Origin of the sequence: Paracoccus sp. 08 (assembly GCF_024105395.1) — a bacterium.
Taxonomy (GTDB): domain Bacteria; phylum Pseudomonadota; class Alphaproteobacteria; order Rhodobacterales; family Rhodobacteraceae; genus Paracoccus; species Paracoccus marcusii.
On sequence record NZ_WEKR01000014.1, the window covers coordinates 82,388 to 106,869 of the forward strand.

Annotated in this window: 23 protein-coding genes and 1 tRNA gene; 10 read left to right on the forward strand and 14 right to left on the reverse strand. The window is 67.3% G+C overall.

What is annotated here, in order from left to right:
* Window positions 1-29 precede the first annotated feature (29 nt).
* A complete protein-coding gene (locus GBO37_RS06925; protein WP_252928037.1) occupies window positions 30-851 on the reverse strand; it encodes an ABC transporter ATP-binding protein in 822 nt (273 codons plus the stop codon).
* Complete coding sequence (locus GBO37_RS06930; protein WP_252928039.1) at window positions 848-2,824, reverse strand: AMP-binding protein; 1,977 nt, start codon at window positions 2,822-2,824, stop codon at window positions 848-850. The genes GBO37_RS06925 and GBO37_RS06930 overlap by 4 nt, the downstream gene beginning before the upstream one ends.
* Before the next feature lie 171 nt (window positions 2,825-2,995).
* Here GBO37_RS06930 and GBO37_RS06935 point away from each other — a divergent pair, with 171 nt between their 5' ends.
* A complete protein-coding gene (locus GBO37_RS06935; protein ID WP_252928040.1) occupies window positions 2,996-4,882 on the forward strand; it encodes a PAS-domain containing protein in 1,887 nt (628 codons plus the stop codon).
* The gene (locus GBO37_RS06940; RefSeq protein WP_046000711.1) at window positions 4,879-5,580 is read left to right on the forward strand and encodes a response regulator transcription factor; all 702 of its coding nucleotides are present in this window, start codon (window positions 4,879-4,881) and stop codon (window positions 5,578-5,580) included. Before GBO37_RS06935 ends, GBO37_RS06940 begins: the two co-directional genes overlap by 4 nt.
* A gap of 234 nt (window positions 5,581-5,814) precedes the next feature.
* Here the strand turns inward: GBO37_RS06940 and GBO37_RS06945 are convergent, their stop codons facing one another.
* Window positions 5,815-7,257 (reverse strand): aldehyde dehydrogenase family protein, encoded by a 1,443-nt coding sequence (locus GBO37_RS06945; protein ID WP_252928041.1) that lies wholly within the window; start codon window positions 7,255-7,257, stop codon window positions 5,815-5,817.
* A gap of 142 nt (window positions 7,258-7,399) precedes the next feature.
* Between GBO37_RS06945 and GBO37_RS06950 the strand changes: the two genes are divergently transcribed.
* Window positions 7,400-8,056, forward strand: a complete 657-nt coding sequence (locus tag GBO37_RS06950) for a peroxiredoxin (RefSeq protein WP_252928042.1) — start codon at window positions 7,400-7,402, stop codon at window positions 8,054-8,056.
* Here the strand turns inward: GBO37_RS06950 and GBO37_RS06955 are convergent, their stop codons facing one another.
* Both GBO37_RS06955 and GBO37_RS06960 read right to left on the reverse strand, forming a co-directional pair.
* Window positions 8,057-8,881 carry a glycosyltransferase gene (locus GBO37_RS06955; protein WP_252928043.1) on the reverse strand — a complete coding sequence of 275 codons (825 nt, stop codon included), beginning with the start codon at window positions 8,879-8,881 and terminating at the stop codon, window positions 8,057-8,059. It abuts the gene before it with no gap.
* Window positions 8,878-9,672: a hypothetical protein gene (locus tag GBO37_RS06960; protein ID WP_252928044.1), complete on the reverse strand. Its 795-nt coding sequence runs from the start codon at window positions 9,670-9,672 to the stop codon at window positions 8,878-8,880. Before GBO37_RS06960 ends, GBO37_RS06955 begins: the two co-directional genes overlap by 4 nt.
* An 89-nt stretch (window positions 9,673-9,761) precedes the next feature.
* On the opposite strand from GBO37_RS06960, the gene GBO37_RS06965 reads away from it, so the two are divergent.
* Window positions 9,762-10,667 carry a glycosyltransferase family 8 protein gene (locus GBO37_RS06965; protein WP_252928045.1) on the forward strand — a complete coding sequence of 302 codons (906 nt, stop codon included), beginning with the start codon at window positions 9,762-9,764 and terminating at the stop codon, window positions 10,665-10,667.
* A gap of 50 nt (window positions 10,668-10,717) precedes the next feature.
* Here GBO37_RS06965 and pnp read toward each other — a convergent pair whose 3' ends face one another.
* From pnp to GBO37_RS06995, 6 genes are all read right to left on the reverse strand, one after another.
* The gene (gene pnp / locus GBO37_RS06970) at window positions 10,718-12,859 is read right to left on the reverse strand and encodes a polyribonucleotide nucleotidyltransferase (protein ID WP_252928046.1); all 2,142 of its coding nucleotides are present in this window, start codon (window positions 12,857-12,859) and stop codon (window positions 10,718-10,720) included.
* 230 nt (window positions 12,860-13,089) lie between these two features.
* On the reverse strand, window positions 13,090-13,620 hold the full coding sequence (locus tag GBO37_RS06975) for a hypothetical protein (protein ID WP_252928048.1): 531 nt from the start codon (window positions 13,618-13,620) through the stop codon (window positions 13,090-13,092).
* A 299-nt stretch (window positions 13,621-13,919) separates the two neighbouring features.
* Entirely contained in the window at window positions 13,920-14,189 is a 270-nt protein-coding gene (gene rpsO, locus GBO37_RS06980) for a 30S ribosomal protein S15 (RefSeq protein WP_045982834.1), read from the reverse strand.
* 134 nt (window positions 14,190-14,323) lie between these two features.
* Window positions 14,324-15,259, reverse strand: coding sequence for a calcium-binding protein (locus GBO37_RS06985; protein ID WP_252928050.1), 936 nt, complete (start codon window positions 15,257-15,259; stop codon window positions 14,324-14,326).
* Window positions 15,260-15,456: 197 nt separating this feature from the next.
* Window positions 15,457-15,582, reverse strand: coding sequence for a type B 50S ribosomal protein L36 (gene ykgO / locus GBO37_RS06990; RefSeq protein WP_042245282.1), 126 nt, complete (start codon window positions 15,580-15,582; stop codon window positions 15,457-15,459).
* An 82-nt stretch (window positions 15,583-15,664) separates the two neighbouring features.
* Window positions 15,665-15,739 (reverse strand) — tRNA-Val (locus GBO37_RS06995).
* Between the two features lie 155 nt (window positions 15,740-15,894).
* Here GBO37_RS06995 and GBO37_RS07000 point away from each other — a divergent pair.
* Together GBO37_RS07000 and GBO37_RS07005 are read left to right on the forward strand one after the other, a co-directional pair.
* A complete protein-coding gene (locus tag GBO37_RS07000) occupies window positions 15,895-16,758 on the forward strand; it encodes an N-formylglutamate amidohydrolase (protein WP_252928052.1) in 864 nt (287 codons plus the stop codon).
* Complete coding sequence (locus GBO37_RS07005) at window positions 16,755-17,165, forward strand: NUDIX hydrolase (RefSeq protein WP_252928054.1); 411 nt, start codon at window positions 16,755-16,757, stop codon at window positions 17,163-17,165. The genes GBO37_RS07000 and GBO37_RS07005 overlap by 4 nt, the downstream gene beginning before the upstream one ends.
* Here the strand turns inward: GBO37_RS07005 and GBO37_RS07010 are convergent.
* Together GBO37_RS07010 and pyrF are read right to left on the reverse strand one after the other, a co-directional pair.
* Window positions 17,146-17,850 carry a DUF998 domain-containing protein gene (locus GBO37_RS07010; protein ID WP_252928056.1) on the reverse strand — a complete coding sequence of 235 codons (705 nt, stop codon included), beginning with the start codon at window positions 17,848-17,850 and terminating at the stop codon, window positions 17,146-17,148. The genes GBO37_RS07005 and GBO37_RS07010 overlap by 20 nt on opposite strands.
* Window positions 17,851-17,898: 48 nt before the next feature.
* The gene (gene pyrF / locus GBO37_RS07015) at window positions 17,899-18,579 is read right to left on the reverse strand and encodes an orotidine-5'-phosphate decarboxylase (protein ID WP_252928059.1); all 681 of its coding nucleotides are present in this window, start codon (window positions 18,577-18,579) and stop codon (window positions 17,899-17,901) included.
* 147 nt (window positions 18,580-18,726) lie between these two features.
* Between pyrF and clpB the strand changes: the two genes are divergently transcribed.
* Window positions 18,727-21,357: an ATP-dependent chaperone ClpB gene (gene clpB / locus GBO37_RS07020; protein ID WP_217845030.1), complete on the forward strand. Its 2,631-nt coding sequence runs from the start codon at window positions 18,727-18,729 to the stop codon at window positions 21,355-21,357.
* A gap of 38 nt (window positions 21,358-21,395) precedes the next feature.
* On the opposite strand, the gene GBO37_RS07025 is transcribed toward clpB, so the two are convergent.
* The gene (locus tag GBO37_RS07025; protein ID WP_252928061.1) at window positions 21,396-22,286 is read right to left on the reverse strand and encodes a 5'-methylthioadenosine/S-adenosylhomocysteine nucleosidase; all 891 of its coding nucleotides are present in this window, start codon (window positions 22,284-22,286) and stop codon (window positions 21,396-21,398) included.
* Between the two features lie 147 nt (window positions 22,287-22,433).
* On the opposite strand from GBO37_RS07025, the gene GBO37_RS07030 reads away from it, so the two are divergent.
* The 3 genes from GBO37_RS07030 to msrA all read left to right on the forward strand — a co-directional run bounded on the left by GBO37_RS07030 (window position 22,434) and on the right by msrA (window position 24,416).
* A complete protein-coding gene (locus tag GBO37_RS07030) occupies window positions 22,434-23,402 on the forward strand; it encodes a nitronate monooxygenase family protein (RefSeq protein ID WP_127897700.1) in 969 nt (322 codons plus the stop codon).
* A gap of 65 nt (window positions 23,403-23,467) precedes the next feature.
* On the forward strand, window positions 23,468-23,917 hold the full coding sequence (gene msrB / locus GBO37_RS07035; RefSeq protein WP_045982827.1) for a peptide-methionine (R)-S-oxide reductase MsrB: 450 nt from the start codon (window positions 23,468-23,470) through the stop codon (window positions 23,915-23,917).
* The gene (gene msrA / locus GBO37_RS07040; RefSeq protein WP_127897699.1) at window positions 23,910-24,416 is read left to right on the forward strand and encodes a peptide-methionine (S)-S-oxide reductase MsrA; all 507 of its coding nucleotides are present in this window, start codon (window positions 23,910-23,912) and stop codon (window positions 24,414-24,416) included. Before msrB ends, msrA begins: the two co-directional genes overlap by 8 nt.
* Window positions 24,417-24,482 lie beyond the last annotated feature (66 nt).

Consider the following 24,482-nt stretch of genomic DNA (forward strand, 5'->3'; position numbering starts at 1 on the left):
CGCGTCCTTTCACTTCTGCACGGATCGGATCAGTCATGGGCCACCCCCAGATAGGCGTCGATCACCGCCTGATTGCCGCGCACCTCGGCGGGCGTGCCGTCGCCGATCTTCTTGCCGTAATCCATCACGACGACGCGGTCGGACAGGTCCATGACCACGCCCATGTCGTGTTCGATCAGGCAGATCGTGGTGCCGAACTCGTCGTTCACCGACAGGATGAAGCGGGACATGTCCTCCTTCTCCTCGACGTTCATGCCGGCCATCGGCTCGTCCAGAAGCAGCAGGTTCGGTTCCGCCGCCAGCGCGCGGGCCAGCTCGACCCGCTTCTTCAGGCCGTAGGGCAAACGGCCGACGGGCGTCTTGCGGATGTTCTGGATCTCCAGGAAGTCGATGATGCGTTCGACCACGGCGCGGTTCTCGTTCTCCTCGCGCTCGGCCGCGCCCCACCACAGGGCCTGGGACAGGAAGCCCGCCTTCATCTTGTTCAGGCGCCCGGTCATGATGTTGTCCAGAACCGACATGCCGTCGAACAGCGCGATGTTCTGGAAGGTGCGGGCGATGCCCAGGCGCGCGACCTGATAGGGCTTCATCGCCGGGCGCGGCTGGCCCTTGAAGATGACCTGCCCCTCCTGCGGGTTGTAGAACCCCGAGATGATGTTCAGCATCGACGACTTGCCCGCGCCGTTCGGGCCGATGATCGCGCGGATCTCTCCCTGGCGGATGTCGAAGCTGATGTCCTTGATGGCTGTCACGCCGCCGAACCGCAGGGTGATGTTTCGCAGCTCCATCACCACGGGGCCGATCTGGCGGCCGTCGGCGGTCACGTAGCCGTCCTGGGTCATCGCGTTCATTGGGCTGCTACCTTCTGACGGGCGGCGTCGCCGAATACACGGGCATCCTCGATGCGCAGGGTCGCGCTGATGGCGCCCTTGCGGCCGTCCTCGTAGGTGACCTCGGTCCGGGTATGGACGCTGGACGATCCGTCATAGAGCGCGGTGACCAGGTCGTGGAACTTCTCGGTGATGACGGCGCGGCGGACCTTGCGGGTGCGGGTCATCTCTCCGTCGTCGGGGTCCAGCTCCTTGTGCAGCACCAGGAAGCGGTGGACCTGGCAGCCCGACAGCATCGGGTCCTGCGCCACGGATTCATTCACCGCCTCGACATGGCCGCGGATGGTCTCATAGACCTTTGGGTGGCCGGCCAGTTCCTGATAGCTGCCATAGGCGATGTTGTTGCGTTCGGCCCAGTTGCCTACGGCGGTCAGGTCGATGTTGATCATCGCGGTACAGAAGTCGCGGCCGTTGCCGATGACCACGGCCTCCAGGATGTTGGGATAGAACTTCAGCTTGTTCTCGACATATTTGGGGGCGAACATCGCGCCACTGGCCATGCGGCCCACATCCTTGGCGCGGTCGATGATGCGCAGATGGCCGCTGCCCTCCTCGAAGAAGCCCGCGTCGCCCGTGGCGACCCAGCCCTCGGCATCCTTGGTCGATGCGGTGCTGTCGGCGTTCTTGTAATATTCGACGAAGGTGCCGGGGCTGCGGTAATAGACCTCGCCGTTCTCTCCGATGCGGACCTCGACCCCGGGGCTGGGAACGCCCACCGTGTCAGAGCGCACCTGCCCGTCGGGCTGCTGGGTGATGAAGACGCTTGCCTCGGTCTGGCCGTAAAGCTGCTTCAGGTTGATGCCCAGGCTGCGGTAGAAATCGAAGATCTCGGGGCCGATCGCCTCTCCGGCGGTATAGCCCACGCGCACGCGGCTCAGGCCCAGGGTGTTCTTCAGCGGGCCGAAGACGAAGATCTTGCCCAGCGCATAGGCCAGCTTGTCGCCCAAGCCGACCGTCTTGCCGTCCAGGAGCGCCGGGCCCGCGCGATGCGCCACCGCCATGCCGCGCTTGAACAGCCAGCGTTTCAGGCGGCTGGCATCTTCCATGCGGATCATCACGGATGTCAGCTGCCCTTCGAAGACGCGGGGCGGGGCAAAGAAGTAAGTCGGCCCGATCTCGCGCATGTCGGTCATCATCGTGTGTGCGCCCTCGGGGCAGTTCACGGTGAAGCCCGACCACATCGCCTGGCCCATCGAAAAGATGAAGTCGCCCACCCAGGCCATCGGCAGATAGGCCACGATCTCCTCGACCTCGGTCAGATGGTCGAAATTGGCGGTGTTGCGAGCGGTCTCGATGATGTTTCGGTTGGACAGGACCACGCCCTTGGGCTTGCCCGTCGTGCCGCTGGTGTACAGCATCACGCAGGTGCTGTCGTAATCCAGCCCGGCGATGATCGCGTCTAGCCGCTGCCCCAGGGTCGCGGCCCCCGCCCGGCCCTGCGCCTGCACGTCGGCCAGCGACGCCATGTTGGCATGGTCGTACTTCCTCAGGCCCCGCCCGTCGGTATAGATGATGCGGGCCCGCGCGCCGGTGGTCTGCTCGACCTCCAGCACCTTGTCGACCTGCTCCTGATCGCCGCACAGCACGAAGCGCGCGCCGCAATGATCCAGGACATAGGCCATCTCCTCGGCCACGGCGTCCTGGTACAGGGGCACCGGGATCGCGCCGCACATCTGCGCCGCGATCATGCCCCAGTAATGCGCCGGACGGTTGCGCCCGATGATCGCCATGTGATCGCCCGGCGCCAGCCCCTGCGCCATCAGCCCCATCGCCAGGGCGCGGATCTCGTCCGCGGCCTGGGTCCAGGTCCAGCTTTGCCAGATCCCGTATTCCTTCTCGCGATAGGCGGGGCGGTCGCCAAAGCGGGCGACGTTGCGCGCCAGCAGCGCGGGCACGGATTGCAGATCGCCCGGGGGCGTGTGCTGAACGGTCATGTATCCTCCCTCAAGGCGCGGACGCCCTGTCGCGCGGCACCTCCCCGTGCCCCGCGACACACATACCATTGGCGCCAAACCTTGCGCCAGTTTTACGCGATTCCTACGAAATGTTACGACGCTTTCGCACGCTGCACACCGGTGCTAGGCCAACGTGCGGAGGAGACCGCCATGCACCACCCCGACCCCGTCACGCGGGCCGAGATTCGCGCCGACCTGACCCGGTCGGGGCTGAACCTTATCGGCCAGGCGCTGTCCATCTTCGACGCGGACCTGCGCCTGGCGGTGGCCAACCGGCAGTACCAGACGATGTTCGACCTGCCCGACGACCTGACCCTGCCGGGCAGCCATTTCGAGGACACGATCCGCTTTCTGGCCCGGCGCGGCGAATACGGCCCGACCGAGGACCCCGAACAGGCCGTCGCCCTGCGCGTGGCCCAGGCCCGCACGTTCCAGCCCCACTACTTCGAACGCGAACGCGCCGACGGCCGGTGGGTCGCGGTCGAGGGCGCACCGCTGTCGCAAGGGGGCTGGGTCACCGTCTATACCGACATCACCGACATCAAGCGCCAGGAAGCGCTGCTTCGGGCGCGGTCGGACGCGCTGTCCGAACAGGTGCTGCTGAATGCCGAACGGCTGGCGGCGGCGAACCGCAAGTTGGCCGCGACGAACGCCGCCCTGTCCGAAGCGCAGCGCATCCTGACCCGGACCGAGGCCCGCACCCGCCAGGTGACCGAGATGGTCCCGGCCCATATCGCGCATATGGACGCGCAGTTCCGCTATACTTTCTCCAACCGGCGGCTGCCGGTGATCTTTCCGGGGGCCGAGGGCGACATCGTCGGGCTGACGCTGGAACAGGCCCTGGGGGCGGCCACCGCGCGAACCCTGCACCCGTTCATGGAGCGCGCGCTGGCGGGCGATCCCCAGGTGTTCGAGATCACCCACCCCACCTCGGGCCGACGCATCCGCATCGCGCTGACGCCGGACCGCGATGGTCAGGGGGTCTATATCCTCTCCACCGATGTCAGCGCCGAGGTCCAGTCGCGCGAGGCGCTGGCCCATGCCGCGCGGCGCAACCTGGCCGCCCAGCTGACCAGCGGCATGGCGCATGATTTCGGCAACCTGCTGACGATCATCCTGGGCCTGCAGGCCCGTCTGGCCGCCCGCGACCTGCCACCGGACGCGGCCGAGGATGTCCAGGCGACGCTGGCGGCCGCCCGGCGCGGGGCCTCACTTCTGGACCGGCTGGCGCAGATCACCGGCGCGCGCGAACCCGCGCTGGAGCCGACGGACCTGCCGACATTGCTGTCCGATCTGGCGGTGCTGGCCCGCCCGTCGCTGTCCGAAGGGACGCGGCTGGACCTGGCCGTGGCCCTGCCGCCCGGACAACTGCTGCTGGACCCCGGCGCGCTGCAGGATTCGGCGCTGAACCTGATCCTGAACGCCAATGCCGCGATCACCCCGCCCGGCGTCATCACGCTGAAGGCGCGGCGCAGCGGCGACTGGCTGGAACTGACGGTGGGCGATACCGGACCCGGCTTCACCCCCGAAGCCCTGTCCCGCGCGACCGAGCCGTTCTTCACCACCAAGAAGGGTCAGGGATCGGGTCTGGGTCTGTCGATGGTCTATGACCAGACCAAGATGGTCGGGGGCACCATGCGCCTGTCGAACGGGCCGCGGGGCGCGCAGGTGATGCTGCGCCTGCCCTGGCGGCCCGTGGCGCGGCGGATGGTGCTGCTGGTCGAGGATGACGACCAGATCCGCGCCCAGGTCCGCGACCAGCTGACCGGGCTGGGCCATGCGGTGATCGAGGCCGCGTCGCTGTCCGAGGCCCGCGCCCTGACGGACCTGCCGGGGTTGGAGGTGATCCTGTCGGACATCCAGCTGGGCGACGGGCTGGGACTGGATCTGGCGGGGACGGTACCCCTGGTGATGATGACCTCGCTGCCACCGGGCGATCCGCTGCGCGCCCGCGCGCCGGGGCCGGTGCTGACCAAGCCCGTAACGGCCCCGCGCCTGGCCGCCGCACTGGCAGCCCCCGCAAAGGAGATGCCATGACCGACGCCCCCCTGATCGCGATCCTGGACGACGAGCCGCAGATCCGCCGCATCCTGTCCGCCGCGCTGGAACAGGCAGGCTTTCGCACGCAAAGCTTCGGTCGCGCGACCGAGTTCGAGGCCGCGCTGCGCCGCATTACACCGGATGCCTGCCTGATCGATTTGGGCCTGCCGGACCGGGACGGGTTGGCGCTGGTCCATCGGCTGGCATCGGATTCGGGGGCGGTCATCATCATCGTGTCGGGACGGGCGCAGGTCCAGGACCGGGTGACGGGGTTGGAGCTGGGGGCGGATGACTACATCACCAAGCCCTTCGAGCCGGCCGAGGTCGTGGCCCGCATCCGCGCCCGCCTGCGACGGCCGTCCCAGAGCGCGACCCAACGCCCCCAGACGCTGCGCTTTGCGGGCTGGACAGCGGATTTCGACCGTTACCTGCTGACCGCGCCCGACGGCATCGAGACACCGCTGAGCCACGCCGAGGCAGAAGTGCTGCGACTGTTCACCGACAATCCCCGCCGCCTGATCACCCGCGCACAGATGCTGGAAACCCTGGGCGGCACGGCCGGCGACAGCTTTGATCGGGCGATGGACGTCCGCATCTCGCGCCTGCGGACCAAGCTGGGCGAGGATCCCAAGAACCCGCGGCTGATCAAGACGATCTATGGCGCGGGCTACATTTTCCTAGCAGAGATCGGCTGAGTTCCGCACCGGATCGCAGTTTGCCCTGCCGGGCGGTAGCGGCGCAAGCCGGCCCCCATCGAGGGGGCCGGCTTGCGCGCGGGGGCCCTGCCCCCGCAGGCCCTACACCGTCGACGTCGCCGCAATCCTGCACCGCTGTTGCATCTTGACCCGGTCCGTGGGGTATCCCCGCAGGGGGGTCCGGGGGGACGGGAAGTCCCCCCGGCACGTCGCGGGACGCAGATGGCCCGACGGTCAGGCGTCGCGGTCCCATCCGCTGATGGCCTTGCTATCCATGAACTCCTCCAAGCCCATCACGCCGCCTTCGCGCGCCCGGCCGGATTTCTTGACCCCGCCAAAGGCCGATCCGGCCCCGCGCGATTCGCCGTTCATCTCGACCATGCCCGCCCGCAGCTGCCGCGCCACGCGGTTGCGGCGCGCGCCGTCCTGGCTCTGGACATAGTTCGTCAGCCCGTAGGGCGTGTCATTGGCGATGGCCACGGCCTCCTCCTCGCTGTCGAAGGGGATGATTGACAGAACCGGGCCAAAGATCTCCTGCTGCGCCACGGTCATGTCGTTCGACACATCCGCAAAGACCGTCGGCCGCACGAAATAGCCGCGGTTCACCCCCTCCGGCAGGCCCGGCCCGCCGGCGACCAGCCGCGCGCCCTCGTCGATGCCGGCCTGGATCAGGCCTTGGATCTTGTCCCATTGCTGGCGGCTGACCACCGGGCCGATATGCTTGCCCGGCTGATGGGCCGTCGCCACGGCGGTCTCCTCGGCCACCTTGGCCGCGACCTCGACCGCGCGATCATAGACCGAGCGTTCGACCAGCATCCGCGTCGGGGCGTTGCAGGACTGCCCGCTGTTGTAGAAGCAGTGCCGCGCCCCCCGCACCACGGCCTTGTCGTCGGCATCGGCAAAGACGATGTTGGCGCCCTTGCCACCCAGCTCCAGAACGACCTTCTTCAGGCTGTCGGCCGCGGCCTTGCTGATCGCTATCCCGGCGCGCGTAGAACCGGTGAAGCTGATCATCTCGACATCCGGATGCACCGACAGCTGGCTGCCGACCCCCGCCCCGTCGCCGTTCACCAGGTTGAAGACGCCCGCGGGCACGCCAGCCTCGTCCAGCACCTCGGCAAAGACCATCGACGACAAAGGCGCGATCTCGGAGGGCTTGAGCACGCAGGTATCCCCCGCCAGCAGCGCCGGGATGACCTTCAGCGTCACCTGGTTCATCGGCCAGTTCCAGGGCGTGATCAGGCCCACCACGCCCACCGGCTCCCACGCGACCATGCTGGTCGGCGCATGCGCCCCCAAGGGCCGCACGAACTGGAACTCCTTGAAGGCGGTGATGAAATTACGGGTATGCCATGCCCCGGCCTCGGCCTGGTCGGCCAAGGACATGTCCTCGGGCGCGCCCATCTCCAGGCTGATCGCACGGGCGATGTCGGGCATGCGCCGCTCATAGATCGCCAGGATGCGCTCGACCACGGCCAGGCGTTCGGCGGGCGGCGTCGCGGCCCAGGCCGGAAAGGCACGCTTGGCCGCGGCCACCGCGGCATCGGTATCCGCCTGATCGCCGATCGAGATCACCGCGACCGCATCTTCGGTCGACGGGTCGATCACCTCCAGGTCGCGTGCCTGCACGGGGTCGACCCAAGCTCCGTCGATATAGAATTTCCGCTGGTCCAGCATCTGGTCCTCCTGACTGGCATTCGGGCAAAGCCTGTCACCCCGCAGGCCGCGCCGCAACCCCGGCCGCATGGCGCCCCCACTGGCATTCCGCGCCGCGGCGCTTATCTATGGGGCGACGCAACCAACCGGAAAAGGAGCGCCCATGTCCCTGCGCATCAATGACACGGCCCCCGACTTCACCGCCAATTCGACCGAAGGGCAGATCCGCTTCCACGACTGGATCGGCGACAGCTATGCCATCGTCTTCAGCCATCCGCGCGACTTCACCCCGGTCTGCACCACCGAATTCGGCGCCGTGGCGCAACTGGCTCCCGAATTCGAAAAGCGCAACACCAAGGTGCTGGGCGTGTCCGTGGACAGCGTGGACGACCATCAGAAATGGAAGGCCGATATCGGCAAGGTCGCGGGCGTTCCTGCGAACTTCGCCATCATCGACGACAGCGACCTGGGCGTCGCCAAGGCCTATGACATGCTGCCGGCCGAATACTACCTGCCGACCGAAGGCCGCACGCCCGCCCATTCCGCCACCGTGCGCACCGTCTTCATCATCGGGCCGGACAAGAAGGTCCGCCTGACCATGAACTATCCCATGTCCGTGGGCCGCAACTTTGCCGAGATCCTGCGCGCGCTGGACGCGGTGCAGAAGACCGACGGCGTGCCGATCGCCACGCCCGCCAACTGGGTGCCCGGTCAGGACGTGATCGTGGCCCTGTCCCTGGACGATGCCGCGGCCGAGGCGAAATACGGCCCCCTGGACATCAAGCTGCCCTATCTGCGCTATGCCAAGGACCCGGCCTGATCACGGCCAACCGTAGTGATCCAGCAGGGCGGCGATGGCACGGTCATTGCCGCCCTGCCCTGCGGCGGGGCGGTTCACCGAACGCAGGCTGACCGCCTGGCTGCCCTCCCATTCAAAGATGCGGGCACGTTCGCCGATCTTGACGGGCTGAGATCCGGCCATGCGATGCATCCAGTAGAGCCAGATGTCGTCCGCACCCGGTGACAGTCGCATGAACAGGTCGTCGCGCGTCACGTCGGCATGGAACACGCCGGGGGCATAGATCACCCCCGACACGCCGGTCGGAAAGACCAGCGGCCCGGTCTGTGGCGTCCGCAGATTGTGATCCCAGCCCTCGTAAGGGGCGGGACGGCTGCCTTCCATCACCACACCATGCGCCCGAAGGCAGGCGACGCCTGCGCCCCGATGCGCGGCTTCGACCAGACGCTCCAGCCAGTCGGCAGGATAGTACAGGTCGTCATCCGCCGTGGCGACATAGGCGTCGGGGTGCTCCAGCAGGGTCGGCACGATCTTCTTGTAGGACCGCCACAGCGGGCAGACGCGGATCTCCAACCGCGACATCGCCCGGACTTCGGCGGGCAGGTGCTGCTGATCGCCCTCGTCCAGCCACAGGATCACGCGATTGGGCTGCACCGTCTGGCGCAGAAGCGCGCGCAGCGTCGGCGCCAGCGTCGCGAACCGCGCGCGGTGGCTGGTCAGCGACACGATCAGCGGCGCAGGCAGGCCGTGCGGCCTGCCGGGACGGTCCGGGCGGCTGGCGGTTTCCGTCAGCGCGCGGGCCAGCCTGCGGCGGTGCTTGAACCGGCGGAACGCGTCGCGGATCACGGGTTTTCCCACGCGCGGCGCAGCCAGCCGATATCGCCGATGCGGCGATACCACTTGTGCCCGCGCCCGGCAAAGACGTCCTCCATCTTGGGCGCGCCGGCGAACAGCACGATCCTTGCCCCCTGGGGCAGCGACGGGTCGCGCAGATAGCTGGCCAGATTGCGCGGCACGCAGTCGTTCTTGAAGCTGACGCACCAGCCCTTTGGCCAGTAATGCAGGTTCCCATGCGCGGCCAACTGCGCCGACTGGAACTGCTGGCTGATCTCATAGTCCCGGGTGGCTGCCGCCGGATCGGCCAGATAGGCGTCCAGCACATAGCCATGATCACCCACCCGATAGCGGAACACGCTGGAATTGCCGACGCTGTGAAGGAACCGGTCGCGGTCCGGATTCACCTTGCGCAGGGGTTTTGCCCGGAACAGGTCGTCGTCACGGATGATGAAGAAGTCGCCCGGCAGATCGAAGAACGGGCCCAGGTCATCCACCACCACTAGGTCGATGTCCAAGAACAGCGCCGTCCCCGACAGGGCCGCATCGGCGCCGCCCAAGTCGCGCCGGAACAGGGCCAGCTTGCGCCAGCGGGTGTCCGAATGGCCCTGGGGCAGCCCCAGCTCGGGCAGCGCCATGGCCTCGACGCGCGGGTCCAGCCCCGCGGCGTCGTCGGTGAAGCAGATGAAGCGGTGCGGCCGGTCCAGATGCCGCCTGACCTGCGCCGCCAGCCGGTTGACGTCGGCGCTGGAATAGAGCGTGCCCCATTTCATTGTCAGGATCAGAAGCGGTTCTTCCGTCATTGCGGCTCCCGGATTCGGCGCTCGGTCGTTCCGGACTGTATGCCCCATGGCGCTGTGATATGACAGGGCAAGCCGCGCAAGAGGACCCGATGACGACGCAGACCACACGGAAGATCGTCTATGTGACCGATGGCGGTTTCCTGAAACCGACGCTCGTCTCGATCTGGAGCCTGCTCGACACGATCCGGGGGCAGGCCGAACTGCATGTCTGGGGCCACGGCCTGTCCGCGCGGGACTGGGACGCGGTCCGGAGGGTCGCGGCCGTGAACCCTGCCGTCGTCCTGCATCGTCGCGATCTCGACGATGAGGCGATGAAGGACGCCCATGGCCCCAAGGACTACATCTCGGCGGCGACGATGGGCCGCCTGTTCATTCCCCGTCATCTCAGCGGCCCGGTCCTGTACATCGACGGCGACACGCTGGTGACCGGGGACGTCGGCCCGCTGTTCGACCTCGACCTGGGCCGGCATTACGCAGCGGTGATCCGGGACTACACGCTGATCCACTGGCTGGCCGATGACGGCGTCGCGCCCGGCGAAAGGGGCGCACGCCTGCCCGAGGTGGCCCGCCTGATGGGCGGGATGCCATCGGTGGACTACTTCAACGCGGGCATCATGATATTCAACTGCGACGCCATCCGGAGCGACCCCGGTCTGCTGGCCGCAGTGGAGGATGTTGCCCGCGCATCGGCGCATTCCCATGGAGACCAGGATCACCTGAATGCGCTGTTCGCCGGCCATGTGCTGCAGCTGGATATCGGCTGGAACCTCTCCTGGGGTCGCAGGCGGCGCCATCTGCGCCTTCTGTCGAGGCTGGGCGTGACCGATTTCGGGGCGATGCCCCGGCCGTCCGCAATCATCCATTATCACGGGCCCCACAAACCGTGGCGCAAGGCGCGTCATGACCTGTGGTCAAGCCGGGGCCGCGCGACATGGCACTATCGACGCAGGCTGGCCCGGTTCGGCCGGTCCTTCCCGGACCTTCTGCCGTCATAAAAAAGGGGCGCCCGCGGGGCGCCCCTTTCCATGACGAGCTGACGCAGCGATCAGGCGTTGGCCTCTTCGGCCTTCTCATCGATCTCGGCTCCGGTCTCCTGGTCGACCATCTTCATGCCCAGACGAACCTTGCCGCGATCGTCGAAGCCCAGCAGCTTGACCTTGACCTCCTGGCCCTCCTTCAGGATCTCATTCGGATGACCCAGGCGGCGGTTGGCGATCTGGCTGACATGGACCAGCCCGTCACGCTTGCCGAAGAAGTTCACGAAGGCGCCAAAGTCGACCAGCTTGACGACCTTGCCGGTGTAGACCTTGCCCTCTTCCGGCTCGGCCACGATCGAATAGATCATGTCATAGGCCTTCTTGATCGAATCGGCGTTGGCCGACGCGATCTTGATGATGCCGTCGTCGTTGATGTCGACCTTGGCACCCGAAACCTCGACGATCTCGCGGATGACCTTGCCGCCCGAACCGATCACTTCGCGGATCTTGTCGGTCGGGATCTGCATCGTCTCGATGCGCGGCGCATGGGCGCTGAACTCGGTCCGGCCTGCGGTCAGGGCGTTGGCCATTTCCGACAGGATGTGCAGACGACCGTCCTTGGCCTGGGCCAGGGCCTGCTCCATGATCTCGGGCGTGATGCCCGCGACCTTGATGTCCATCTGCAGCGACGTGATCCCGTTCTCGGTCCCCGCCACCTTGAAGTCCATGTCGCCCAGGTGGTCTTCGTCACCCAGGATATCCGTCAGCACGGCAAAGCGGCCGTCCTCTTCCAGGATCAGGCCCATCGCCACGCCAGCGACCGGCGCCTTGAGCGGCACGCCCGCATCCATCATCGACAGCGAACCGCCGCAGACCGACGCCATCGAGGACGATCCGTTCGATTCGGTGATCTCGGACACGACGCGGATGGTGTAGGGAAAGTCCGTCGCCGCGGGCAGAACCGCCTGCAGCGCGCGCCATGCCAGCTTGCCGTGGCCGATCTCACGGCGGCCGGGCGAACCCACGCGGCCAACCTCGCCGACCGAATAGGGCGGGAAGTTGTAATGCAGCAGGAAGTTCGAGCGCGAATTGCCGTGCAGCGCATCGATGATCTGTTCGTCATCGCCGGTGCCCAGGGTCGTCACGACCAGCGCCTGCGTCTCGCCCCGCGTGAACAGCGACGAACCGTGGGTGCGCGGCAGGATGCCGACCTGGCTGACGATCGGACGGACGGTCTTGGTGTCCCGACCGTCGATGCGGGCGCCGCCGCTGATGATGTCGCCGCGCAGGATGCCCGATTCCAGCTTCTTCAGCGCCGAACCCAGATTGGCATCGGCCAGCTCTTCCTCGGTCAGGGCGTCCTTGACCTTCGTCTTGGCAGCGGCGATGGCGTCCTGACGCTCGGACTTGTCGCGGATCGCGTAAGCCGCGCGCATGTCGGCCTCGCCCAGCGTCTTCACGCGGTTGTAGAGCGCGCTGTAGTCGGGCGACTGGAAGTCGAACGGCTCCTTGGCGGCATCCTCGGCCAGGTCGATGATCAGGTCGATCACCGGCTTGATCGCGTCATGGCCGAACTTGACCGCGCCCAGCATCTCCTGCTCGGTCAGCTCATAGGCCTCGGATTCGACCATCATCACGGCGTCGGCGGTGCCGGCAATGACCAAGTCCAGGCGCTGTTCGGGGTTGTTGCGAAGGCCGTCCATGTCCTGAACCTCGGGGTTCAGCACGTATTCGCCGTTCGAGAACCCGACGCGGGCCCCCGCGATCGGCCCCATGAAGGGCACGCCCGAGATGGTCAGCGCGGCGCTGGCGGCGATCATCGCGACGATGTCGGGATCGTTGACCAGGTCGTGGCTCAGCACGGTGCACATCACCAGCACTTCATGCTTGAAGCCGGGGGCGAACAGCGGGCGGATCGGACGGTCGATCAGGCGCGCGGTCAGCGTCTCCTTTTCGGACGGACGCGCCTCGCGCTTGAAGAAGCCGCCCGGGACCTTGCCGGCGGCATAGTATTTTTCCTGGTAATGCACCGTCAGCGGAAAGAAGTCCTGTCCGGGCTTCGGCGCCTTTGCGAAGGTGACGTTGGCCATGACGCTGGTCTCGCCCAAAGTGGCGATGACGCTGCCGTCGGCCTGACGGGCAACCTTGCCCGTTTCCAGCGTCAGGGTTTCCTGGCCCCACTGGATCGATTTCTTCACTTCATCAAACATCTGATTTCCTCAAAGGGTGCTCCGGCCCTCCGGCCACCCATGTCATGTATCGCGGCCCCATTGCCGCCGCCCCTATCCTTTGCATGTGCCCCGGGGCAGGACCTCACGTCACAGATGACAGGGGCCATACAGGAAAACGCCGGATTTGGGAAGGGCGGCGACGGATGCGCCAAAGGCGGCCGGACCACGGTGCGGCCGCCCGTTTCCGGCCCGCCGACCGGGCGGTCGCGTCAGGCGGCGACCGGCGCGCGGCGATCGGCCACCGGGGCGGCGACAGCCGAAACCGGGGCCGCGGCCTCTGGCGCGCGGAACAGGTCGCGCAGTTCGGCATAACCCGCCCTGGCGAGGTTCAGCAGGCGGTCGCGCTGCAGCTGGCTTTCGGCAAAGCTGCGCGCCTGCGCCTCCTCACCCAGACGCGGCTCCTCGGATTTGACGGCAGCGGGTACGGCATCCGCGACAGGGGCGGCCTCGCCCAGCGGCGCGGGGCGCGGGGCGGCGGGGGCTGCCGTGGGCGTCGCATCGGGGACAGGCTCCGTCCCGGCCACCTGGCTGCCTTCGGCGGCCCGGGCCATCGCGTCGGGATCATAGCCGGCCTCGGCGTCCGGCGTCGGTTCCGGTTGCACCGCCACGGCCTGCTCCTCGGCCGGGACGGGCTGGGTCTGCTGCGCCGGGGCGGTTTCCTGCGGTTGCTGCGGCGGGGGGCTGCTGGGTGCCGGTGCGGTGTTCGTACGCCAGCCACTGGTCAGGCCACTGATCAACATGTCAACTCTCCTACGATGATGGCGAGCTGTTAACGTTTCAGTCACCACACGATCCAGAAGACGGTCCTGAAAGTTTTAGCGATTGCCGGGACGCGGCAAAGCCCCGCGATTGCCGGGCATGCAGGCTGTTTTCGACAGCATATTGATTTGATTTTGATTCTTTCCGGGTGGCTGCGTAGGCGGCACCACCGGGCCGTTCGGGGATCGCCAAGCGACCTGCCCTTAAGGACAGCCGCCGCCCGCAATGCAAAACGCCCGCGACAGGGTCGCGGGCGCCAGGGAAATGCGTGGTGCCGGTCTTAGCGACGCAGGCCCAGCTTGCCGATCAGGGCGGTGTAACGCGCCTCTTCCTTCTTCTTCAGATAGTCCAGCAGCTTGCGGCGCTGTGCGACCATCATCAGCAGACCACGACGCGAGTGGTTGTCTTTCTTGTGCGACTTGAAGTGCTCGGTCAGGGTGGCGATGCGCGAGGACAGGATCGCGATCTGCACTTCCGGCGAACCGGTGTCGCCTTCCTTGGTGCCGAACTCTGCGATGACGCGGGCTTTTTCTTCGACGGTGATCGACATCGGGATCTCCTTTCGGATGAAGGGTGAGGGCACAGGCCGGGATGTCGTCCAGCAAGGTCCATGAAACACCGCACGGACCGGATGTCCGGCGGATGCGCGCGTCTAGCCCATCAGGGGCGAAAAGGAAAGTCCGTTCAGCCGCCGATGGCCACGATGCGAATGTCGCCTAGGCGCAGGGCCTCGGGGTTCAGCAGGCGCCCCACGGCCTGGCCGTTCACCTCCAGCAGCGTGCTGCCATCCGCGTCCTCGCGCAGCGACAGCTGCACGTCGCGCGCGACCTGCGCATCCAGGTGCAGGACCAACTGGTCGTGATCGCCGTGGAAATCGGCTAGCGTCGGAAAGCCCTCCTGGACCTGGCGCAGCAAGAAGGTGTCGTCGCCCGCGTTGCCCGACGCAAAGTCATGCGCGCCGGGCATCAGCGTGTCGTTGCCGTCCCCGCCGTTCATCCAGACGGTTTCAGGGCCGTCATGGCCGATCAGCACGTCGTCGCCCGCGCCTCCGTCCAGATCATCCGTGCCGCCGGTCGAGACCAGCAGGTCGTTACCCTCATGCCCGGCCAGGACGTCGTCGCCCTCGCCTCCGAACAGCGAATCATCGCCCTCGCCGCCCATCAGGGTGTCGTCGCCATCCTCTCCGAACAGCATGTCATTACCGCCCTGACCGGCCAGCAGGTCGTCGCCCTCGCCACCATAGATCAGGTCGTCGCCGCCAGGCCCATAGACCGCGTCGCCCTGGACCCAGTCATCGCCGGCCCCCGCCTCGATCGTGTCGGCGCCCAGGCCGCCCCGCAGGTCGTCCGCGCCGCCCTGACCGCGAATCAGATCGTCGCCGGGCGTCCCCATCAGGAAATCCAGCCCCTCCGACCCGTCGATCACCGATTCGTCCGGCGCGGCCGGCACCTCGGGCTCCGGCTGGGGTTCGGGCATGGTGGGGGGCAGGCTCTCTCCCTCCTCCTCATCGGGTACGGGGGTGTCGTCGTCGTCATCCTCTGCATGCCGACTGGTCAGCGCGCTGACATCGACCATCATCCCGGCCATCAGCACGCCCAGAATCCCGCCCAGAATGATCATCGACCCAGACCCCGTTCGCGACCGGCCCCATGCCGATGCCCCGATACTAACGCGCCATGGCCCGGCATCGTACGGAAAAGTTGATAAAACCTTAATGCGGGTTGGCGGCCCGGCATGAAAAAACCCGCCCTGTGAGGGGCGGGTGGTACTGTCGTTTCCGCGTGACCTGCCGGATGATCCGGCCAGGACCCGACCGATCAGCCCTGGCGGGCCTTGAAGCGGCGGTTGGTCTTGTTGATCACGTAGATGCGGCCCTTGCGGCGCACGACCTGGCAGTCGCGGTGCCGGCTCTTGAGCGAGCGGAGCGAGTTGCGAACCTTCATCGGTTTTCTCCATCGTCGCGGCGCGTCGCAGCCGCATTGGAAAACGAAATGCCCCCGGTTTTGGCCGGGGGCGGCGAAATAATGGTGGGCGGTACTGGGATCGAACCAGTGGCCACTACGATGTCAACGTAGTGCTCTACCGCTGAGCTAACCGCCCGTTCCTTGGTGATTCCATCACGTTTCCTTGCGAAAACCCGGTGCAATCCCCTCGGTCCGCAGGTCTTTAACCGAGGTGTCTGGGGTATTCAAGGCCTATCGGTGGGCAATTTTTCAGGTTTATATGCGATGACGCGCCGGATGCCGAGGTCTACCTTGTCCCAGCCTGATCTGCCCTATGTCGTGACCCGCCCCCGCCACTGGCTTTCGGGGGTGATCTTCGCGTCCCCGCATTCGGGCCACGACTATCCCGACTGGTTCCTGCAGGGCACCCGCCTGCCCATCCAGACCCTGCGATCGTCCGAGGACGCCTTCATCGATCGCCTGATCGCGCCCGCCACGGCGTTCGGCGCGGTCACGCTGGCCGCGCGCATCCCGCGCTGCATCGTGGACCTCAACCGCGGCGCGGACGAGATCGACCCCCTGGTCGTGCGCGGCGTGCCGCGTCACCCGCTGAACCAGCGCACCCTGGCCGGGCTGGGGGTGATTCCCCGCGTGGTCAGCCAGGGCCGGGTGATTCACGACCGCCAGATCGACCGGGCCGAGGCCGACCGCCGGATCGACGCCTGCTGGCGCCCCTATCACGCGGCGCTGGCCGGGCTGATCGCGCAGGCCCGCGCCCGATTCGGGCAGGCGATCCTGATCGACATGCACTCCATGCCCCATGATGCGCTGTCGCATCTGCAAGGGACGCGGCCCGACATGGTGCTGGGCAACCGTCACGGCCTGTCGGCGGCGGCGCGCATCTCGGACGCGGTCAGCGCCGCGGTCGAGGCCGAGGGCTGGACCCTGCGCCGCAATGCCCCCTTCTCGGGGGCCTACATCTGCTCGGCCTATGGCCGACCCGCCCAGAACGTCCATGTCGTGCAGCTGGAGATCGACCGCTCGCTCTACATGGACGAAGCGACGATCACCCCCCGCCCCGACTTCGACGACTTCGCGGCGCGAATCGCCCGGGTGATGGGCCGCCTGTCCGGCCTGGGCCAGGATCAGTCGGGCGGGCGCGTCGCCGCGGAATGACCGCTGCGGCCTTCAACGGTGCCAAGCTGCTGCTGACCCATGGCGACCGGCTGCTGACCTGCCTGCGCGACGATCGCCCCGACATTCCCTTTCCGGCGCATTGGGACCTGCCCGGCGGCGGCCGCGAAGGACAGGAGGCGCCCGTCCAATGCGCCCTGCGCGAGCTGGACGAGGAGTTCGGGCTGCACCTGTCCCCGCAGGCGCTGACCGGTCGGGCGTTTCCGTCGCATTCCGCACCCGGACTGACGTCCTGGCTGTTCGCGGGGCAGATCAGCGCGGCCCAGATCGCCGCGATCCGGTTCGGGGACGAAGGTCAGGGATGGTGCATGATGCCGGTGGCCGACTATCTGACCCATCCGCGCGCGATCCCGCATTTCTGCCGCTGGATCACCGCGATGCGGCGATGACGGCGCGGGTCAGCGGGCGCAGGCTGTCGCCCTTGACCGCCCAGCTGGTCGCAAAGGCGAAGGTGGCCGCCGTCTCCAGCCAGAAGACCGGGCGCAGGCGCGCCAGCGTATCGTCCAGGCCCGTCGCGAACAGCAGCCCGATCAGGCCGATGCTGACGATGATCGTCCAGCCGCAGATGCGATAGATGCGGTTCGACGCGGCCTTTTCCGGCCCGTCCACGGTGCCTTTGACGAACAGCACCAGGCATAACACCGCCAGCGCGGCAAAGAACAGCCCCGCCGCGACGACATGGATCAGCGCCGACAGGCTCGGACCCGCGATGCATTCCAGCGCGGTGCAGGGTCCGTCCGGCCCGTCGGTGGGAACCAGGGCCACCAGCGCGATGGAGACCGCCGCCAGCCGCGCCATGGCCTTGTCGGTGATCCATTCGCCCGCATCGGGGCGGAACCCCTCATAGCTCCACAGGAACACGGCCTGCGCGATCAGCGTGCCGACGAAGACCTCGCGCATCGGCGAATAGTAATAGGCCGAGATGCTGGTCCGCAGCGGCTCGGGCCACAGCACCGCATAGGCGATCAGCGCCAGCGGCAGGAAGAACCCCAGGGCGCCGATGGCGCGGCGCACCGCCAGGAAGGACAGGACCAGCTCGTTGCGGACCTTCTGCACGCCGCCGTCATCGTCCATCGCAACCCCCGCGTTTCGCGCCATGCTGGGACGCAGGGGCGCCGGGCGTCAAGCCAGTTCGGCCAGGATCGCCTGCGCCGCCGCGCGCGGATCGGCGGCCTGCCAGACCGGGCGGCCCACCACGATGTGGTCGACCCCGGCGGCGATGGCCGATGCGGGCGTCTCGACCCGTTTCTGGTCGCCCAGGGCGCTGCCCGCGGGGCGCACGCCCGGCGTCACGATCAGGCGCGATCCCGGCAGGGCGCGGATGTCGGCCGCCTCGCGCGGGGAGCAGATGATGCCGTCGGCCCCCGCCTCGAACGCGCGGGCGGCGCGTTCCACGGTGATGTCGTGCAGATCGCCCGCCTGCATCAGCCCCGCGTCCAGGTCGGCACGGTCCAGCGAGGTCAGGATGGTCACGCCCAGGATCTTCAGGTTCGACCCCGCAGCCCCCTGCTTGGCCGCCGCCACCACATGCGGGTCGCCATGCACGGTCAGGAAGTCCAGGTCGAACTGCGCCAGGCCGCGCACCGCGGCCTCGACGGTCGCGCCGATGTCGAACAGCTTCATGTCCAGGAAGATGCGCTTGCCGTGCTTCTGCTTCAGCTCGTTGGCCAGGGCCAGGCCGCCGCCGGTCAGCATGCCCAGCCCGATCTTGTAGAAGCCCACGGCGTCGCCCAGGCGTCCCGCCAAGTCCAGCCCCGCCACGGCATTCGGCACGTCCAGCGCCACGATCAGCCGGTCATCCATCACGCATCCCCTTCTTTGTTCCGCGGGCCTTATGACATGCTTGAAACCACCCCGCGACCCCCCCAAATCTGATCCATCAGACCCGGACCGGGGCGTGCCGCAACAGGGCGCCACCAGCACGGGGGCTTTGCAAAAGGAGTACTGCCGATGAACATGGAAAAGTTCACGGAACGGTCGCGCGGCTTCCTGCAATCCGCCCAGACCATCGCGATCCGCGAGAATCAGCAGCGCGTGATGCCCGAGCATCTGCTGAAGGCGCTGATGGATGACGATCAGGGACTTGCCTCGAACCTGATCACCCGTGCGGGCGGCGACGCCAAGCGCGTGCGCGAGGCGGTGGATGCCGCCGTGGCGAAACAGCCCAAGGTCAGCGGGTCGGGCAGCGGTCAGGTCTATGTCGACCCCACGCTGGTCCGCGTGCTGGACGAGGCGGAGTCCGTGGCCAAGAAGGCCGGCGACAGCTTCGTACCCGCCGAACGGGTGCTGATGGCGCTGGCCATGGTCAACACGAACGCCCGCGATGCGCTGGCCGCGGGTTCGGTCAACGCGCAAGCACTGAACGCCGCGATCAACGACATCCGCAAGGGACGCACCGCTGACACGGCATCCGCCGAGGACAGCTATGAGGCGTTGGAGAAATATGCCCGCGACCTGACGGCGGCCGCGCGCGACGGCAAGATCGACCCGATCATCGGCCGCGACGAGGAGATCCGCCGTGCCATGCAGGTCCTGTCGCGGCGCACCAAGAACAACCCCGTCCTGATCGGCGAACCCGGCGTCGGCAAGACCGCCATTGCCGAGGGCCTCGCGCTGCGCATCATCGACGGCGACGTGCCGGAATCGCTGCGCAATAAGCGGCTGATGGCGCTGGACATGGGCGCGCTGATCGCGGGCGCGAAATATCGTGGCGATTTCGAGGAGCGGCTGAAGTCGATCCTGAAGGAGATCGAGACCGCCGCTGGCGAGATCATCCTCTTCATCGACGAGCTGCACACGCTGGTCGGCGCGGGCAAGGGCGACGGCGCGATGGATGCCGCCAACCTGATCAAGCCGGCCCTGGCGCGGGGCGAGCTGCATTGCGTCGGCGCCACCACGCTGGACGAATACCGCAAGTATATCGAGAAGGACGCGGCCTTGGCCCGGCGCTTCCAGCCCGTGCTGGTCGAGGAGCCGACGGTCGAGGACACGATCAGCATCCTGCGCGGCATCAAGGAGAAGTACGAGCTGCACCACGGCGTGCGGATCAGCGACGCGGCCCTGGTCGCGGCGGCGACGCTGTCGCATCGCTACATCACCGACCGCTTCCTGCCCGACAAGGCCATCGACCTGATGGACGAGGCGGCCTCGCGCCTGCGCATGGAGGTCGACAGCAAGCCCGAGGAGCTGGACCAGCTGGATCGCCAGATCCTGCAGCTGCAGATCGAGGCCGAGGCGCTGAAGAAGGAGGACGACGCGGCATCGAAGGACCGGCTGGAGCGGCTGGAGAAGGACCTGTCCGGCCTGCAGGAGCGCAGCGCCGAGATGACCGCCCGCTGGCAGGCGGAACGCGACAAGCTGCAGGGGTCGCGCGACCTCAAGGAACAGCTGGACCGCGCCCGCGCCGACCTGGATCAGGCCAAGCGCGAGGGGAACCTGGCCCGCGCCGGAGAGCTGTCCTATGGCATCATCCCCGGGCTGGAGAAGCAATTGGCCGAAGCCGAGCAGGGCGACGGTCTGATGGTCGAGGAGGCCGTCCGCCCAGAACAGATCGCCGAGGTCGTGGAACGCTGGACCGGCATCCCCACCGCCAAGATGCTAGAGGGGGAACGCGACAAGCTGTTGAAGATGGAGGAGCAGATCGGCAAGCGCGTGATCGGCCAGCAGGAGGCCGTCACCGCGGTTTCGAACGCCGTCCGCCGCGCCCGCGCGGGCCTGAACGACGAGAACCGGCCGCTTGGCAGCTTCCTGTTCCTGGGGCCCACCGGCGTCGGCAAGACGGAACTGACCAAGGCGCTGGCCGAATACATGTTCGACGATGACAGCGCGATGGTCCGCATCGACATGTCCGAGTTCATGGAAAAGCATTCCGTGGCCCGGCTGATCGGGGCGCCTCCGGGCTATGTGGGTTACGACGAGGGCGGCGTGCTGACCGAGGCCGTGCGGCGGCGTCCCTATCAGGTGATCCTGTTCGACGAGGTCGAAAAGGCGCATCCGGACGTCTTCAACGTGCTGTTGCAGGTGCTGGATGACGGGGTGCTGACGGACGGCCAGGGCCGGACGGTGGACTTCAAGCAGACGCTGATCATCCTGACCTCGAACCTGGGCTCTCAGGCGCTGTCGCATCTGCCCGAGGAGGCGGATGCGTCGGACGCCCGCCATCAGGTGATGGAGGCGGTGCGCGGCCATTTCCGCCCCGAGTTCCTGAACCGCCTGGACGAGATCATCATCTTCCGCAGGCTCTCGCGGACGAACATGGACGGGATCGTCAAGGTGCAGATGGCGCGGCTGGAGAAGCGCCTGGCAGGGCGCAAGATCACGCTGGACATGGACGACGCGGCGCGGATGTGGCTGGCCGATCAGGGTTACGACCCGGTCTTCGGCGCGCGTCCGCTGAAGCGCGTGATCCAGCGCGCCCTGCAGGATCCGCTGGCGGAACTGCTCTTGTCCGGGGAGGTCATGGACGGGGCGACCGTCCATGTCAGCGCCGGGCCGGACGGCCTGCTGGTCGGCAACCGTGTGGGCCAGGCGGGACCGCGGCTTGGCGCGATCGGCGAAGGCCCGCGCCCGCCGATCCACTAAGGAAGACGGCCCCCGGAGCGATCCGGGGGCCGTTTCCGTCAGGGCATCTCAGCCAGGAAGGCCTTGACCAGCGCCGCCGAATTGTCGGAGGCCAGCGACATGAAGACGCCCATCTCGTTCTCGCCCTCGCCGCCGCCGGCCAGGTCCGACAGCGAGCGGAAGGCGATGAACGGCACCTGGTTCGCCCAGGCCACCTGCGCCACGGCGGCCGATTCCATGTCGACCACCTGCGCCTCGAAGGTCGTGGACAGCCAGTCGCGCACCCCCGCATTGTCCATGAAGGACGACCCCGACACGCCGTTCCCGCCCACGCGGATCTGCGGCGCGGTGGTCAGGCAGTCGTTCTGGGCATTGCAGTCGGCCAGATCGGTCGCCTCGGCCACGCGGGCGGCGACCTCCAGCAGGGCCGGGTCGGCGGGAAACCAGAACCGCGTCTCGGGCTCGCCCCGGTCCGAAGCCACGGTCGTTTCGCGCGTGTAGATCATGTCATAGTTCGGAAAGGGCGATTCCAGGAACCCCGGCAGGGCGAAGCCGTCCTCGGTCCGGCGCGCCATGACCGTCTCCAGCCACTGGCCCCACTGGTCCGCCACGACCACGTCGCCGATGTTCAGCGCCGGATCGACCCCGCCCGCGATGCCCGAGAACACGATCGCCTCGATGTCGAACTGCTCCAGCGCCATCTGGGTGGTCATGGCCGCGTTGACCATCGATACGCCCGACAGGAACAGCACGACCTCCTGCCCCGACAGGGTGCCGGTGATGAACTCAGTGCCGTTGATGGTCTGGATTTCCGCGCCCTCCAGGTCAGCCTGCAGGCTGATCCATTCCGGCTCGAAGGCCGACATGACGGCGATGCGGGGCGTGTCGTCGACACCATGCGCGGCCAAGGGCGCGGCAGACAGCATCAGGGCTAGGGCGGGACGGATCATGGGGCGGGCCTTTCACGATATGCAATTCCGCCCCCGGCTTACGCTGCGGCACCCGTGATGGCCAGTGCGGCCGCCCTGTCGCCGCGTCACGGCTTGCCCGTTGCCCAAGGCGCGGGCATCGTGACGCAAATCCAAGGGAGATCATCCATGCTGCCACCGATCCTGCAGGGCCTGCGCATTCCGGTCATAGCCTCGCCCATGTTCATCGTCTCGGGGCCCGACCTGGTCATCGCGCAGTGCAAGGCGGGCATCGTCGGCAGCTTTCCGGCGCTGAACGCCCGCGAAAAGGACGGCGAGCCGTCCATGCTGGACGCCTGGCTGACCCGGATCGAAGAGGAACTGGACCGTCACAACCAAGCGAACCCCGACCACCCCGCCGCGCCCTTCGCGGTCAACCAGATCGTGCATCGCAGCAATGCGCGGCTGGAGCGTGACATCGAGATCTGTCACCGCCACAAGGTGCCGATCTGGATCACCTCGCTTGGCGCGCGGGTCGAGGTGAACCAGGCCGCCCATGACTGCGGCGGGATCGCGCTGCATGACGTGATCAACAACATGTTCGCCAAGAAGGCCGTGGAAAAGGGCGCCGACGGGCTGATTGCGGTGGCGGCGGGCGCGGGTGGGCATGCCGGGCCGCAATCGCCCTTCGCGCTGATCCAGGAGATCCGCGACTGGTTCGACGGGCCGCTGCTGCTGTCGGGCTCGATCGCAACCGGGCGCGCGGTGCTGGCGGCGCAGGTGATGGGGGCTGATCTGGCCTATATCGGCAGCCCGTTCATCGCGACCGAGGAGGCGAACGCCCAGCCCGACTACAAGCAGATGATCGTGGACAGCACGGCGGCCGACATCGTGACCTCGTCGCTGTTCACGGGCGTGTCGGGCAACTATCTGGCGCCGTCGATCCGCAAGGCGGGGCTGGACCCGGACAATCTGGCGGGGGCGGATGCCAGCGCGATGAATTTCAGCGACGGATCGTCGAAGCCCAAGGCCTGGTCCACCATCTGGGGCGCGGGCCAGGGGATCGGCGCGGTGCGGGCGGTGGAACCGGCGGGCGCGCGCATCGACCGGCTGGCTGCGGAATATCAAGCCGCGAAAGAGGCCGTTTCGCGCCTGTGACCTTTGCGGATGGGCGGGATGCTTCCCATATAGGGGATCGAACCGTCCCATCCGTGGAGGACCAGATGGCCTATGAGAAAACCCCCGACGCGATCGCCCGGCTGACCCCGGAGCAGTATCGCGTCACCCAGGAGAACGGCACCGAGCGGGCCTTCACCGGCGAATACGACCACCATTTCGATGCGGGCATCTATGTCGATGTCGTCTCGGGAGAGCCGCTGTTCGTCAGCAGCACGAAATACAATTCCGGTTGCGGCTGGCCCGCCTTCACCAAGCCCATCGACGGCAACGTGACCGAGCATCGCGACACCACCCACGGCATGGTCCGGGTCGAGGTGCGGTCCAAGCACGGCGACAGCCATCTGGGCCACGTCTTCCCAGACGGTCCGCGCGATCAGGGCGGGCTGCGCTATTGCATCAATTCGGCGTCGCTGCGCTTTGTCCCCAAGGACCGGATGGAGGCCGAGGGTTACGGCGACTATCTGGCCCAGGTCGAGGAGGCGCATCATGGTTGAACGTGCGGTTCTGGCCGGTGGCTGCTTCTGGGGCATGCAGGACCTGATCCGGCGCATGCCGGGCGTGATCGCGACGCGCGTCGGTTATTCCGGCGGCGACGTGCCTAACGCGACCTATCGCAACCACGGCACCCATGCCGAGGCGATCGAGATCATGTTCGACCCCGACCTGATCAGTTATCGCCGGCTGCTGGAGTTCTTCTTCCAGATCCACGACCCGTCCACGCCGAACCGGCAGGGCAACGACATCGGGCCGGGCTATCGTTCCGCGATCTATTACGCGGACGAGGCACAGAAGCAGGTGGCGCTGGACACGATCGTGGATGTTGACGCATCCGGCATCTGGCCGGGACGCGTCGTGACCGAGGTCGAACCGGTGGGCGATTTCTGGGAGGCCGAGCCCGAGCACCAGGATTACCTGGAGCGGTTCCCCAACGGCTATACCTGCCATTTCCCGCGCCCTGATTGGGTCCTGCCCAAACGCGACGCGGCCGAGTGAGGCACGGGCGCCCCGGAACGCGGTTCCGGGGCGTTCTCTTGCGTCCCGCGACGGCCGGGGGGCTGC